This window comes from Chamaesiphon polymorphus CCALA 037 (genome assembly GCF_003003845.1).
In the GTDB taxonomy this organism is placed as follows: domain Bacteria; phylum Cyanobacteriota; class Cyanobacteriia; order Cyanobacteriales; family Chamaesiphonaceae; genus Chamaesiphon; species Chamaesiphon polymorphus.
Genome location: NZ_PVWO01000119.1, coordinates 1 through 13,048 on the forward strand (window position 1 = coordinate 1; position 13,048 = coordinate 13,048).

Below are 13,048 nucleotides of genomic sequence, written 5' to 3' on the forward strand. Positions count from 1 at the left end.
TTGGGTCAGCGATTCGCGCACGCCTTTGTTTCCCGACGGTTTACGAGCGATCGAGACAAGACAGCGCACCAAGCAGAGAATTGAGAATCAATAATCGATGATTAGATTAATTATCCTCGCTGTGAAGCGGGGATTTTTTATAGTTGGCTCGATCTCGGACCCTACAACTTCAGACAATAATGATACCAATTTAAATGATGTTGGCGACAGATAGAGCATCCAAAATGAATGGATATCCAGTGATACTGGCAATGATTTCAGGAGTGAGTTCTGTCAAATCAAACCGCGTCTGCCAATTACAATTAGATTGGCGTTCCAAGTTTTGGCTACTTCACAAATCATCTTGCCTGGGTCGCCGATATGCTGGGTGAATTCAGTCGAAATGCCAGCAGCGGTTGCTTCTGATTCAAACATTCACAGCTTCTTGAATCCGGCTTGTTCCCGCTTTTCTAACCGCTCGGTATATGTCCGCATTGCTGATTCAGGCATACCAATAAAAGTATCGCCAGGATAAAAATCATCGAGCAAAATCAAGCAAACCAAGGTCGATGCCAATAGCTTGGTCGGGTCGTTCGACCCGACCGCCATTCTCGTTTGTTCCTGGATTTTCAGCCCCATCATCCATCAATATTAATTTAGTTACAAAGTTTACGATCGGGTGGAAATATGCGATCTTAGCAATTTGGATATGTTGCCTATTAATTATCGGCACTCCAAAAATCTCGTTGGCAAATGCGCCTGCTCTCTCACAATTTGACGCTCGTCAGTGGACAGAAATATCCAAAAGTCAATCGATCGATCTCGATTTTACTTATGCAACTACAATGATTCGATCGAGTGATGACTTAAGGCTCTTCACTACTTAGTATGCTCAATCGATAGTAAATAGAGCGAACAAAGCTTAATAAATATGTGCGATCGATCTAAAAAGCTCCTTAGTGATTGACGTGGAAGAAGTTTTAGGATTAAATATACTCTAGCTAGAAGTGATGTTTAAGTAATTGAGAAGAACATGCTCACAAAAAAGGAACTCAAACTATTAACAGAAGTGCTAAATCTAGAAGGAGTAAAAGTATCTGATAAGCATCAGCACAAAGGAATTGGAATAATTCTAAAAATTGAGTCGATCGCCAAAGAAAGTATCTGTAATATTTGCGGGACGAAAAGCGATAGATTACATCAAAACCATCAACAAATAATCAAAGATTTGGATTGGGGAGAGCAAGCTGTATTTTTAGAGACAAACAGAAGACAATTCAAATGTGAGAAATGCAACAAACCATTTAGCGAAGAATTGGAATTTGTAAAAGAAAGGAGAAAATATACAAAAAGATTAGCAGCTAAAACTATAGAAGAAGTATTGGCAGATGATATTAGGAGTGTAGCAAAGAAAGGGAGAGTGACAGAGAAAGAAATAGAAAGAATGTTGAAAGATGCATCAAAGGACTTGTCAAAAGTCAAACCAATAGGTTTAAAAAGGTTGGGGATAGATGAAATAGCATTGATTAAGGGACAAGGGAAATATTGTGCAGTATTAATGGACTTGGATCGCTCCAAATTATTGATGATTATAGAAGGTAGAACTAAAGAAGAAATCAAAAAAGTCTTGAGAGAATGGGGATCTGAAGTCTTAGAAGGAATCGAAGAAGTGAGCATAGACTTATGGGCAGGATATAAAAGTCTAGCAACAGAAATGATACCAAATGCTCAAGTAGTAGCAGATCGTTTTCATGTAATGGCTCAAATAAATCAAGAATTAGATGGAGAAAGAAAGAAGGAGAAGCGAAAAATACAAGCAGAAATTAAGCAAGCTAAAACACCAGAAGAAAAGCTAAAAAAAGAAACTATTTTAGCCGGAATAACAGATAGTAAATATGCAATATTGAAGAATAAAGAGAACTTGAATGATAAACAAAAAGACAAGCTAATTCAAGTACAAGATGTATCAGATCGGCTAAAAATAATGCATCAACTGAAGGAAGAGTTCAGAGAAATATTTGAGAAAACAGAAAAATGGACTGATGGGTTACTAGGATTAGGGAAATGGCTTTCTACAGCCCAAAAGTATTTTGTTAATAGCCAATCGACAATTTATCGCTGGTTTGATGAGATACTTGCTTATTTCGACAATAGAACGAGTAGCGGGGTAGTAGAGGGGATTAATAACAAACTTAAGCTAATCAAACGTAGTGGATATGGATTCACTAATTTTGAAAATTTCCGAAATAGGTGTCTGCTTAACTGGCATTTTAATCATTAATTTGGCATACCAAGTAGTGAAGAGCCTGACTTAAATTCGCTACACATAACCTGATTTCAATTATTTAAGCCATTCTTCCCATTTGAAACCAGATTGCGATCGATAGTAGTTACTTCTTGCTGATTCTGTTGTGTAAATGGTAAAACCCAATTGGCATTAAGAGCATAATCGATCGCATACCGTGCGATCGCAAACATAATTACACTTTTGCCTACTATTAAGCCATCTACCCAAACTTGGGATAGATCGAATTCACTGACATTTACCCCTGCTAAACCGCGTACCAAACCAAAAGCCAATACCGCCCCAGAATTGAGATGATCGTTACGATCGGTACGGATGATATAACGATAAGTAACACCAAATAAAAAGCCACTGACGATCGCGATCGCGGCTTCCAAACCCAGACTGACCAACGATCTCGAATGTTCGTGCAGCACGAATCGATCCGCAGTCTGCATCAAACCATAGCCGATACCTGCGGCAATCCCACCGAGACTGCCTGCTTTTACTGATTCGATTCGTTCTAGTCGATCGCGCATGGGGACTCAGTATACTTGAAGCAGAACCCCAAGGTCGAATCTTTGCAAAGTAATGTAAAAAACAAGATCGGCGATCTCGATCGAGGGAAGTATTGTAAAGTAGATGGCAGTTAGGTTAGTGTGGACGAGTCGCAAGAGAGCGCGCCCTCACCAGCTAAAATACAAGTAGTAATTCTAAACCAAACAATGGTAGACCGTCCAATCAAAAAAGCCGATCGTCAAAATCCACCTGTTGAGAGTGACGGCACCCCCAAATCTTCCGAAGCCCCCAAGAAGAAGAGTAGTGAAAATCGCGGTGCAGATCGAGGTGGCAGAAGAGACTCGAACAAAAGAGATGAATCCAAACCCCCAGAAAACCTCGCACTGATGAGAGGGCCAAAACCAAGCAAGGCTAAACCCCCAGTCATCAAGACAGCAGACTCAGAAGCTACTGAAGAGACTGCAACAGAAGATGCATCGTCAGAAGCTTCCACGACCGAAGAAAGCTAATCTTGAATCGTTTAAATAGTTCCTCCGATTTTAACTTTTTAGCCTGCCGCGATTTCGATCGTGGCAGGTTCGTTCTTGCTAGCCATTTTGTGAGATGTATTTGGTAAAACCCTAAAGCCTAAAGCCTAAAACCTAAAACCTACCCCTCAACCGATCGCCACAAAGATCGATCGGCATTTGGTGGTACCATAATCCAGAGACTTTCGGGCACCACGCGAAAATTCATCGGAGTCGCACCGAGGTAGTCGCCATCGACTTGAATGGGGAGATGCTTGCCCCGCTTGTTCCGAATTTCGACTTCTTTTGCTTGATAATACTGAACGCGGGGATCGCGGTTGTAGTGACGGGCGAAAATTGAAATCAACCTGCGCGGTGCCGATAACATGCCGCGTCCTTTAATCACGCAGACATCTAACAAGCCATCATCGATCGTCGCATGAGCGGTAAACTTGACGACACCGCCATAGAGTTGGCTGTTGCCGATAATTACCATTAAGATTTTGCCGCGTATCCGCTTGCCATCGACGCGCAATTTCAGGCGCACGCCGCGAAAATTCCAAGCGATTTGAACTGCTTGCTTGACATAGGCGATCGCACCTAATATTTTCTTCTCATCTGACCTTACCGTCGCCGTGACGGCAGCGTCGAAACCGATTCCGGCCATCAGGAGGAAATAACGATCTCCGGCCATGCCAACGTCAATTTTGGTCAATTCTGACTTGGCGATACTTTCGGCGGCTTTGAGCATGTCCATCGATAAGCCCATTTCCCGCGCCCAAATATTGACAGTGCCGAGTGGCAGCACTCCCAGGGCGGTTTCGGTGCCTACCAAGCCATTCATGACTTCATTTACCGTACCGTCGCCGCCAGCAGCGACGACGGCATTGTAGCCAGATTGGGCTGCTATTTGAGCTTTGGTGGTAGCATCGCCAGGAGCGGTAGTAGCAGCAATTTGGACTTGCCAACCCAGATCGCGCCACAAATTTGCCACTCGATCGAGTGTATTCTTTAAATTGGGCGATTGTCCTGCTGTAGGGTTATAGATAATGAGGACTTGCAGATTGGGTGTTAGACTGACACGCATTGAGGAAGTTTTTTCCCAGTATGGAGTTGGGAGTTGGGAGTGAAATCATGCGGAGGTTACCTCCACCTGTGTTTCAGTCAGCGACTACGCCAACGAGACAGTTAGGAGTGTAGCAGACGATCGACTTACAGATGTGGGAATTTAGAACCCAATCGCTCGATAATAGAGACCGATAGCTCTACAATTGAGTTTCTATACATCTAGATTTTTAGCTGTAATTATTAATTTTTCGATATGTCTGATTTTTTGTTAGAGGTCGGTACTGAAGATTTGCCAGCAGGGTTTGTCAGCGATGCAATTGGTCAGTGGGAAAAGATGATTCCAGCGAGTCTGACGGCTGAAGCTCTGTCTTATAATAGCGTAGAGATCTATGCTACGCCACGCCGACTCTCGGCCATTATTACTAATTTACCCGATCGGCAGGTCGATCGTGTGGAGGAAATTAAAGGCCCTCCCGCCGCCGCAGCTTATAAAGATGGACAACCGACTCCCGCAGCCATCGGGTTTGCCAAGAAGCAAGGGGTAGATGTATCGAGTCTAGAATTGCGTCCGACCGATAAGGGCGAGTTTATTTTTATAACCAAAACGATCGCCGGACGCAATACCACAGAAATTTTAACCGAGTCGATCCCCCAGTGGATTTTTAAACTAGAAGGCAAACGGCTGATGCGCTGGGCGAATGGGGAGCTAAAATTTCCCCGTCCGATTCGCTGGTTGGTAGCACTGTGGAATGAATCAATTTTACCGATCGAAATTGTCAATGGTGAAGATGTCGTCACTAGCGATCGGATTTCGCACGTCCATCGAGTTCTTCATCCTCAACCAGTTTCCGTCGTTTCAGCCTCTGAGTATTTAAAAACCTTGGCGGATGGCTTTGTAAATGTAGACCAAAATCAGCGTACAGCCGATATCCAGCAACAGATTCAAGCTGCCGCAACTCAAATGGGTGGTGTTGCCGAAGTTTATCCCGATTTGTTAGCTGAAGTAGTAAATTTGGTCGAATATCCCACTGCTGTTGTCGGTAAATTTGACGATGAATTTCTCAATTTACCGCCAGAAGTAATTACCACTGTCATGGTGACGCATCAGCGATATTTCCCGATCTTTACAGATGCTAGCAAACAGAAATTATTACCGCACTTTATCACGATTTCTAATGGCGATCCGGCCAAGTCCGATATCATCGCTGCCGGAAATGGACGCGTCGTCCGCGCGCGATTGGCGGACGGGCAATATTTCTATCAAGCTGATTTAGCCCAACCATTAGCTGACTATTTACCGAAACTAGATACAGTTACTTTTCAAGCCGATTTAGGTTCGGTACAGTTAAAAGTCGATCGGATTGTCAAAAATGCTAACTCGATCGCGAGTCAATTAAATTTAACTCCCGCACAGTGCCAAAATATCGATCGCGCAGCGTTACTTTGTAAAGCCGATCTCGTCACCCAAATGGTGGGTGAATTCCCCGAATTGCAAGGAATTATGGGATCTAAATATGCGATCGCTAATGGCGAAACACCAGAAGTAGCTACCGCCATATTCGAGCATTATTTACCCCGCAATGCTGAAGATAGCTTACCCCAAACTTTAACCGGACAAATCGTCGGTATCGCCGACAGATTAGATACATTAGTCTGTATCTTCGGCTTAGGGATGTTGCCGACAAGTTCGTCCGATCCCTTCGCCCTCCGACGCGCGGCAAATGCGATCGTGAATATCGTCTGGAATGCTAACTTAGGCATCAATCTCGAACAATTAATAGCTCGCATCGTCACCCAATTTAGCCAGATTAGAACTCAAGTAAATACTGCCGAACTCACCCAACAATTACAAGATTTCTTCATCCAAAGATTGCGAAACTTACTTCAAGAAGACCGCCAAATCGACTACGATCTCGTCAATGCCATCTTAGGTGAAAACGATCGAGAATATACCCAGCGCACCCTCACCGATTTACTCGATACACGAGATCGAGCCATATTTCTCCAACAGATTCGCGATAACGGTACTTTAGAAAGTATCTATGCAACTGTCAATCGATCGAGTAAATTAGCCGCTCAAGGTAATTTAGATACCCAGCAACTAGCACCCACCCAAGTAGTCCAAACAAATCTCTTCCAAAAACATTCTGAGCAAGTCGTCTACGATGGTTTAATCGCCCTAGAACCCCAGACAAACGCTGCAAAAGCTTCGCGTAACTATCAAGAACTTATCGATGCTCTAGCGGAGCTAACACCCGCAATTAGTAACTTCTTTGATGGCGAAGATAGCGTCCTCATTATGGACTCCAATCCAGACATTAAAACCAACCGTCTCAATCTCTTAGGATTGGTTCGCAATCACGCACGGGTGTTAGCTGATTTTGGATCGATCGTCAAATAGTAGATAAATTGTAGGTTGGGTAGAGCGATCGCTCTACCCAACCTACACAAGTAAAATTCATAGATGATAAAGAATCAAATTTCATCCATGCAATCTGATTCATGGAAAATTGCCTGCATATCCATTAGATCTTTCTCCTCAAAAACAAGATCCCAGCTCGGCTCTGGCCCTGGATATTCCCAAACTCGAAGGTATATTTTTTCGTTATGTTCAGACCAATCAACATCAAAGCCTTCACACTCTAGATCAAAGATTTGTTCTTCCAATTTTTCTTGGGCAATATCAATAGCTCCCAAGAATTCAACCCCAGAATACTGAACGAGGCGACCTATCGTTACCGATCTACCATGTGCCCACGATCTATACGCTTTTAACCTGTCATCAATTTTTGCCTGGAATTCAGAATTCATCTTTAGAGTCTAAATATAATTATTTTAAGTGGCGATAGTGAAACATAACATCCACAACAATATCCTAGAGATGTTGGGTTTCATTCATCACCCCAACTTACCATCAATGGTTGTGCTGCATTAATCTTCACACGTAAAATAAGGTCGATCGTGGAAGACAATCCTTGCCGTATCTGCAAGTTGCTTCCAAGCTCGATCGTCAAGCTCAAATATTATTTGCAATTCTGAGAATCCGGTACAATTGATACCTTCTTCATCAAATATACATTTGAGATTCGATCGATGTAAATCAAAAGATGTAATACATTCATAAATGGTTGCTTGCTGAATCTCTTTGACAGTGCAAACACCCCAATCATCACTCTCGTCCAAACCACGGGAGAAGCTCCAAGAGTGACCATCAACTTCAACATCGCCAACCGAAAAAGCAATTAAATAATATTGAGTATCGGCAGAAGATTCTTCAACATGAGTTTCAACATCCTCAGCAGTGAAAGATAGTAAAGTTGTCATCCTCTAACACCTAATAAAATCAAAAGAAAATGGGATCTTGTCGATCGGACAGTAGTAGACAAATTGTAGAAATCCAACTAGCACAGCAATACCATAGAGATGCTAGGTTTGACCTAAGTAGCTGTGCTAAATTAAATCTCGATCGCGAACTGTACTTATAACATCGGTGCTGTTGGGTTTCGTGCCTCAACCCAACCTACGTATTACACACATTTTATATTTAATTCTACATATCTACTGACTATTTTTCCTACGGTTCGATCTCCCTAAATCGATCGATTAGCGAAAGCACGATCGATTCAAGCGACAGCCAAGATTCTGGGCAGCGTCCCCGAACCCATTTGAACTGACTCGAACATTGGATACCTCCTTCCAAACGCACCACAATCCAAATTCCATCTAAAACTCCGGTCGGATCGGTTTTAATTTTCGGTGCAAGTTGTAAACTCTCAAACCTCTCAATAATAGTGTCTAATTCCTGATGTGTAATTGCTAATGGTGTCATGCCAACAACTAAGATCTCATTATCTGGTACACCTTGGGAGTGAAAAATCTTAAGTTCTTCCTGCTGTCGAATTTCCCAACATTCAGTAATCCCTCCAGAATCGATTGAAACAATTCGGATACACAACGCTCCGATTCCAGTACAATCTACATCTTGCCAATAGGGGCGAGGAGTGGCTATTGCTTCGTAGCCTTTCTGTAGCTCCTGCTGGCGACGAAATTCACGCAATCTCTCTTTATTTTTACTGCCCATTTAATTGAATTCGATCGAGAGTAATATTAAAAAACTATAGTGTTCACTTGTCACTTACTCCCATCTGACTTCGCACCCAACCTCGAAATGCTTTCACCAATGCGAGATAATCCATTGTTGTCGATCGCTGCAACCAGCTAGTAAGATCTGGAATCGACAAATTTCCAAAAAATTGACTGGTCTGGACTGCAATATAACTGCTATTCTGTAATTGTTGAATAACTAAAGACTCTCCATTATAAATCCAGACTTCTGCTACTCCCAAATCTGCATAAACCTGAAGCCGATTTTGAGAACTGCTGGTAATATCAACTTCTAAAACTAGATCCGGCGCGGGATCTGCTTCCATATTTAATCTTTTCTTGCCTTGCACCGCCGCAATATTGCGAATGTAAAAACACTCATCTGGTTCGGCTCCACTCAATTCTGGTTGCTTAAAAGTAGTCGAGCCGAGTGGATAAATACTGACTTCCAACTCTTCGGCAATAGTTTCGATAAAACGACCCAAAACTCTTTTGTTCAGTTCGTGTTCGGGAGAGGGAGCCATAATTTCGAGATTACCGCGATTGTAGGTGAGGCGGAGCCGCCGATCGCTCAATTCCTCTAGTAGCGTTTCGTAGGTTTTCCAGCTAATCCCCGACAGGCGAATAATCTCATCCGGTGGCGCAAGTAAAGTTGCAGTCATAGATCCAACTGAAATTGAATGCTTTTATTTTAATCTACACACTCACGATCGAGTAAAATAGATCGGAAAATTTATTTAAGATCCAACTTCTACGTCTTTTGTCTGGTTCGCACGATTGCAGCCGGGTTCCTCGATTGCACTGCATCCGCTCTGCTTAGAGCAACGCGAATCGCTGCGGCAAAAAAACACCATCCTCACAGCAATTAAAGATCTTATATGAAAAAAGCTACTGTAATTGGTCTAGGTCGATCGGGTATCGCCGCTGCAAAACTCTTGACAAAACATGGGTATAGTGTCACCCTCAGCGATAGTAATAGTAATCCCAATCTTGAAGCGCAAAAACAACAATTAGAATTACTCAATATTAACGTCAAACTCGGCGACAAATTCACGCCCACTGATGAAGATACGATCGTGGTGAGTCCTGGCGTACCTTGGGATATCGCACCGCTCGTCACAGCTAGAGAAATGGGGATCGACACGATCGGCGAAATGGAATTAGCATGGCGGTATCTTCAGGATCTTCCGTGGGTAGCAATTACCGGAACTAATGGTAAAACTACGACTACAGCCTTGACTGCTGCTATATTTCAGGCTGCTGGCATCGAAACGATCGGGTGTGGAAATATTGGGTTTGCGGCTTGCGAATTAGCATTATTAGAAACGCATCCGGCGTGGATTATTGCCGAAATGAGTAGCTATCAAATCGAGTCTACTTTTACCTTGAAACCCCAGATTGGAGTCTGGACGACATTAACTCCCGATCACTTGGCTCGTCATAAAACTGTGACTAATTATGCCCAGATCAAAGCTAAACTACTCCGCAGTTCTCACCATCAAATTCTCAACGGTGACGATCGATATTTACACGATCTGGGTGAATCGGATTGGCAAAATGCGACGTGGACGAGTGTAGAAGGCAAGCAGTATTTACGCGGTAATCCCGAAGCTGGGATTTGGATTGAAGATAATTGGGTTGTCTTTCGAGGCGAACGAGTGCTACAAGCTGACTCGCTGAAAATGCCTGGAGATCATAACCGCCAAAATATGTTGATGGCTGTGGCGATTGCTAAACTAGCAGGCATCGATAATGATGCGATCGCGAATGGTGTGGCTAGTTTCCCTGGCGTTGCCCATCGTCTAGAATATATCTGCACGCATGAAGGAGTGGATTATATTAACGATAGTAAGGCGACTAATTATGATGCTGCCGATGTCGGATTGACAGCAGTCAAAGCTCCGGTAATACTAATTGCTGGCGGTGAAGCCAAAGAAGGCGACGATCTGGCTTGGTTGGAGACGATTAAGCAAAAAGCCGCCGCAGTATTATTAATCGGCTCGGCGGCAACTCAATTTGCCGATCGACTAACATCCGTTGGATATACTAATTTTGAAATCGTCGAAACGATGGCAAATGCCGTAGCTCGCGCTCCCGAACTTGCCAAACGCGATCGAGCTAAAGTGGTGTTATTATCCCCAGCTTGTGCGAGTTTCGACCAGTATACGAGTTTCGAGCATCGCGGCGATGATTTCCGACAATTATGTCAAGCATTATCAACAGGCGGTTGAGACTCAATACTTCTCTTCTAAGAACTGCCAGCGACTTCAGTCGCTGTTTAACTGTCTAGCCGGACGGTATTAACAAGTATTGAATTGACACCGAGTAAATCAAGCTAGACATCTCTAGCACCGTCGATAAATCGCTCGATGTACGGGTAAACCCTTCTTCAGGGTAAATGCTTCTCGCTCGGTGGGAATACCGAGCGGATTGGGTTCGATCCAATCTGCTTGGGTGCGATCGAAAGCGGCATTTTCACTAAATCGATCGCACATTTCCCGCGCTACCCATTCTAGATCCGATTGCAAAAATACTTCGGCACCGATTGGCAAATAGCGCGCCAAATCGTTAACTAATTCTGGTTGAACGACGCGGCGTTTGGCATGTTTAGTTTTGAAACAAGGATCGGGATATTGAATGCTCACCCGTTGTAATTTCCCTTCGGGGAGCGATGCGAGCAACGTTGAGAGTGAAGTATTGATATTGCCAAATACATAATGCAGATTGTCTGCACCTAATTCGTCTCGTTTCTGATTGGCGTGCGTGACTAAAGCTTCGCGAATTTCGATGCCTAGATAATTCCACGAGCGATCGTGTTGTGCGATTTGGAGCAAAAATTTTCCCCACGCGCTGCCAATATCAAGATGAATCGGTGCCGATAAGTTAGCATAAATTTCTGCCCAATCTGGTGGCGTCAGCGGTTGTTGATAGATAATACTCAGTGGATTGACATGCTGCCGAACTTTAATCCGAGCCATGAAGCGCAAGCGATAATACTAAGTGGATGGAAATACTGCCGAAAGTCGAGCCGAAGATTGGCAGCTAACAGAAATTCAAATTGGGAACAGATGCACAAAAAAGTACCCTGGAACAGATAAAGCTAGTAAATCTTAAATTACTCTAGTAGCAATCTAAAATTTACTAGCAAGATCGGGAAATATCGAGCAATTGAGACGAACGCGCGATTAACTCCAGTGAGATTTGATTGAAGTTATCATCTGGATCTCGATCTCGATAAGACGAGATCGAGATCCCCGTGCTAATTGATGTTACTAAGCGAAAATCGCTCTAGTCATCACCAGTTGCTTCATCACCATTGGCATCAACTTGTTTGAGATGAATGTGCTTGCGTCCGAGAGTGATGTTAAATACATCGCCTTCCTTCAAGCCCATTTGCTTGGTGTATGCAGCACCAATCAATAAATTATTGTTAGATTGGACGGTAATTTTGTAGCTAGCACTCCGACCGCCACGACCGCCACCAACTGCTTTACTATCCAACTGAATGCCTTCAGCATCAATGAGCGCGTTAAGAAACTTCATCATGTTAACGCGTTCGACACCGTTCTTGGTTTCGGTATAGTAACCACATTCGCGGGCTTTCTCTTCCTTGCTCGCGCTGCCGAGGTCTTTGACTTTTTGCAGTAGTTCTTCGCCCACTAGCGGCTCAATATTTTTCTTATTACTCATCAACTTAGATTTCAAACTAGAGGATCTAACGCTATCCGGCGTTGCGGTTTTGCTAAACTAGACCTGCAATTAGTTATTGGAGGTTGCTATCAGCTCTTGTCCCTATAGTACACCCAATAGAGCAAGTTTGTTAACTGTCTGTATCTAACATACCATCTTTTTTCGTGCGTAACGAAACTTATCTTTAAATATCAGGTGAATACTAAATAATAGTTCTGAGTAATCAATTAAGATAGTTCGGCGATCGATAGTTGTAGTGCCAAGCAACCGAGCGATTCTGCTAGGATTGGATCTATGGATAAGATCGCCAAGACGATCTGTTCTCGATCGCTAAAAGATCGGGCTTTGTAACAATAGCAGCAAGGGCGATCGCAGTAGCAGCGTAATATTACTGCCACAAAGCTCGAATAACTCAGCACAGAATATAGCAAAATGAAATTGACTACTCGCGGGCAATACAGTGTGAAGGCAATGCTGGATCTGAGTTTGCAACCAGGTTATGGGCCAGCTTCTGTCAGTGCGATCGCGACTCGCCAATATTTACCCATTCCCTACCTCGAAAAATTACTGATTGAATTGCGGCGCGCTGGACTAGTTAAATCGATTCGTGGGGTACATGGTGGTTATAAACTAGCAAAAAAACCGACTCAAATTTCGTTGAGCGATATATTGACAGCAGTTGGTGAATCGATGGTATCGGAAAGTGTCGATCTTCATGAAGCGCGATCGACAAGTGCCAATGATACCAATTTAGCGGCAGATTGGGTAACTTTAATGGTGTGGCGTAGGCTCAATGAAAAACTGCAAGCAGCTTTGGCAAGTATTTCTCTGGCAGATCTTTATTATGATGCTCGGAGTTGGCAAGCCGCTCAAGGAGAGGTGACTAACTATATTATTT

General features: G+C 43.4%; 16 protein-coding genes. 5 read left to right on the forward strand and 11 right to left on the reverse strand.

Going from position 1 to position 13,048, the window contains the following annotated elements; all coding sequences use genetic code 11:
* Nucleotides 1-273: 273 nt before the first annotated feature.
* The gene (locus tag C7B77_RS11410; protein WP_106304343.1) at nt 274-414 is read right to left on the reverse strand and encodes a universal stress protein; all 141 of its coding nucleotides are present in this window, start codon (nt 412-414) and stop codon (nt 274-276) included.
* Nucleotides 415-588, reverse strand: a complete 174-nt coding sequence (locus C7B77_RS29895; RefSeq protein WP_181243820.1) for a hypothetical protein — start codon at nt 586-588, stop codon at nt 415-417.
* 424 nt (nt 589-1,012) lie between these two features.
* On the opposite strand from C7B77_RS29895, the gene C7B77_RS11420 reads away from it, so the two are divergent.
* Complete coding sequence (locus tag C7B77_RS11420; protein ID WP_245894163.1) at nt 1,013-2,260, forward strand: ISL3 family transposase; 1,248 nt, start codon at nt 1,013-1,015, stop codon at nt 2,258-2,260.
* Between the two features lie 56 nt (nt 2,261-2,316).
* On the opposite strand, the gene C7B77_RS11425 is transcribed toward C7B77_RS11420, so the two are convergent.
* Nucleotides 2,317-2,802, reverse strand: coding sequence for a hypothetical protein (locus tag C7B77_RS11425; RefSeq protein WP_181243821.1), 486 nt, complete (start codon nt 2,800-2,802; stop codon nt 2,317-2,319).
* A gap of 186 nt (nt 2,803-2,988) precedes the next feature.
* On the opposite strand from C7B77_RS11425, the gene C7B77_RS11430 reads away from it, so the two are divergent.
* Nucleotides 2,989-3,291: a hypothetical protein gene (locus C7B77_RS11430; RefSeq protein WP_106304349.1), complete on the forward strand. Its 303-nt coding sequence runs from the start codon at nt 2,989-2,991 to the stop codon at nt 3,289-3,291.
* Nucleotides 3,292-3,430: 139 nt separating this feature from the next.
* On the opposite strand, the gene C7B77_RS11435 is transcribed toward C7B77_RS11430, so the two are convergent.
* Nucleotides 3,431-4,375, reverse strand: a complete 945-nt coding sequence (locus C7B77_RS11435) for a diacylglycerol/lipid kinase family protein (RefSeq protein ID WP_106304351.1) — start codon at nt 4,373-4,375, stop codon at nt 3,431-3,433.
* A gap of 234 nt (nt 4,376-4,609) precedes the next feature.
* Here C7B77_RS11435 and glyS point away from each other — a divergent pair, with 234 nt between their 5' ends.
* Nucleotides 4,610-6,757 (forward strand): glycine--tRNA ligase subunit beta, encoded by a 2,148-nt coding sequence (gene glyS / locus C7B77_RS11440; protein WP_106304353.1) that lies wholly within the window; start codon nt 4,610-4,612, stop codon nt 6,755-6,757.
* 74 nt (nt 6,758-6,831) lie between these two features.
* Here the strand turns inward: glyS and C7B77_RS11445 are convergent, their stop codons facing one another.
* The 4 genes from C7B77_RS11445 to C7B77_RS11460 form a co-directional block, all read right to left on the reverse strand.
* A complete protein-coding gene (locus tag C7B77_RS11445; protein ID WP_106304355.1) occupies nt 6,832-7,167 on the reverse strand; it encodes a hypothetical protein in 336 nt (111 codons plus the stop codon).
* Nucleotides 7,168-7,287: 120 nt separating this feature from the next.
* Nucleotides 7,288-7,680, reverse strand: a complete 393-nt coding sequence (locus C7B77_RS11450; RefSeq protein ID WP_106304358.1) for a hypothetical protein — start codon at nt 7,678-7,680, stop codon at nt 7,288-7,290.
* Between the two features lie 250 nt (nt 7,681-7,930).
* Nucleotides 7,931-8,437, reverse strand: a complete 507-nt coding sequence (locus C7B77_RS11455) for a hypothetical protein (RefSeq protein ID WP_106304361.1) — start codon at nt 8,435-8,437, stop codon at nt 7,931-7,933.
* A 43-nt stretch (nt 8,438-8,480) separates the two neighbouring features.
* Entirely contained in the window at nt 8,481-9,122 is a 642-nt protein-coding gene (locus C7B77_RS11460; protein ID WP_106304364.1) for a Uma2 family endonuclease, read from the reverse strand.
* A 216-nt stretch (nt 9,123-9,338) separates the two neighbouring features.
* Between C7B77_RS11460 and murD the strand changes: the two genes are divergently transcribed.
* Entirely contained in the window at nt 9,339-10,691 is a 1,353-nt protein-coding gene (gene murD, locus C7B77_RS11465) for a UDP-N-acetylmuramoyl-L-alanine--D-glutamate ligase (protein WP_106304367.1), read from the forward strand.
* A gap of 114 nt (nt 10,692-10,805) precedes the next feature.
* On the opposite strand, the gene trmB is transcribed toward murD, so the two are convergent.
* From trmB to C7B77_RS29900, 3 genes are all read right to left on the reverse strand, one after another.
* Nucleotides 10,806-11,438, reverse strand: a complete 633-nt coding sequence (gene trmB / locus C7B77_RS11470) for a tRNA (guanosine(46)-N7)-methyltransferase TrmB (RefSeq protein ID WP_106304370.1) — start codon at nt 11,436-11,438, stop codon at nt 10,806-10,808.
* Between the two features lie 310 nt (nt 11,439-11,748).
* A complete protein-coding gene (locus C7B77_RS11475; RefSeq protein ID WP_106304373.1) occupies nt 11,749-12,150 on the reverse strand; it encodes an AbrB family transcriptional regulator in 402 nt (133 codons plus the stop codon).
* A gap of 227 nt (nt 12,151-12,377) precedes the next feature.
* Nucleotides 12,378-12,548: a hypothetical protein gene (locus tag C7B77_RS29900; protein ID WP_181243822.1), complete on the reverse strand. Its 171-nt coding sequence runs from the start codon at nt 12,546-12,548 to the stop codon at nt 12,378-12,380.
* 34 nt (nt 12,549-12,582) lie between these two features.
* On the opposite strand from C7B77_RS29900, the gene C7B77_RS11485 reads away from it, so the two are divergent.
* The coding region (locus C7B77_RS11485; RefSeq protein WP_106304379.1) for an Rrf2 family transcriptional regulator at nt 12,583-13,048 on the forward strand (466 nt) is incomplete at its 3' end.